The sequence below is a fragment of the Leptospira saintgironsiae genome (assembly GCF_002811765.1).
GTDB lineage: Bacteria > Spirochaetota > Leptospiria > Leptospirales > Leptospiraceae > Leptospira_B > Leptospira_B saintgironsiae.
Genome location: NZ_NPDR01000030.1, coordinates 1 through 1,278, shown reverse-complemented (window position 1 = coordinate 1,278; position 1,278 = coordinate 1). Strand labels below are relative to the sequence as shown.

Here is a 1,278-nt window from a genome sequence, read left to right as displayed (position 1 = left end):
TATTCGTAGATACTAATCCGCACAACGTAAGTACAAACGACCCTTCAAATTCCCCAATAGGAGCTAAACATTACGAAAAGATAACTGAATACTTCTTAGATACGTTTTATCCAAAATTTTGCCCAACATGTAAGATCCAATTAAAGAAGAAGATCAGCACAAGAGATTACTTAATACGCTGTGAAGTCTGCCATTACCAAGCATCCAGACTTTCATATACTCCCCTGCACCATTTTAAATTACCACTTTGGGTATTCGGATATGTATTAGATGAATCATATAAAAGAAGCCCAAAGGTTTTAACTGCAGCAGAGATAGTTAGATCAATTGGAATTTCGAATAAATCCGCTCTTCTACTAAAACGCAGAATACAACTATTCGCAAGCGAGCAGAAAGAATCATTTAGAGATCTAATCTTCTCACAATTAGAAGAAGAATATAAAGATTTCCGTCTTCCAGAGAAAGATACTGGATCCAAGCAAACTCAGGGCCGTATACAATCGAATCCCATACGAACCGAAATCGCGGATAAAAGAAACCCGAAGAAGATACTCCAGAAAGCCCTCAAAGGAAAGACTCTAACAAACGCAGATACAATGGTCCTCTACTCTGCTTCCCAAAGAGCGAATAAAGGTCGTAAAAGGCATAAACACGGGGGTTGTACAGCTTCTATATACATGAGTGATAAACTCGGCGGAAAACAAATAGGAACAATGGTTCATACGATCGCCGCAAGCAACGGAGCATTAATACTCGATTCTGTGCCGGATCAAAAGATGAATACTTTAGGCCCTCTATTCTTAAAGAACATACCAAGTGATACACCAATATTCACAGATAGCGGATACCCATGGTTAAATTCCGTGTATAAAAACCATAGAATGGTAAATCACAGTGCGCATTCGAAAGACAAAAGATACCGCTGGGCAAGGAATCGCTGGAGTAAGGACGGAGTTCACATCCAATACGCAGAAGGAAACCATAGAGTAATCAAACAAGCATTCTCTTCTTACGGATATATAAAGCCGGAGTATTCCCAGCTCTATCTCAATGAGTATTGTTTCTTTAAGAACCTGAAAGTATTTGGAGTAGATGCGTTAGCTAAGAGCAGAAGGGAGAAGCTTGGGATTGTAGAGGAGAAAGTTAGCGAGAAAACTGAGGTTGGGTATTTTTGCTTACAACTTGAAAGTAGAAGTGATTTGCAAGATTCCTTAACTTCTTCTGCTTCCGAGTTGAAAACAAAAATACCGAGATATGTGCGGATTGTCAATAATAAAT

Annotated in this window: 1 protein-coding gene; it reads left to right on the top strand. The window is 39.0% G+C overall.

The features are described 5' to 3' along the window. On the top strand, positions 1-1,278 hold a 1,278-nt coding region (locus CH362_RS19075; protein ID WP_244280658.1), incomplete at both ends, for a transposase.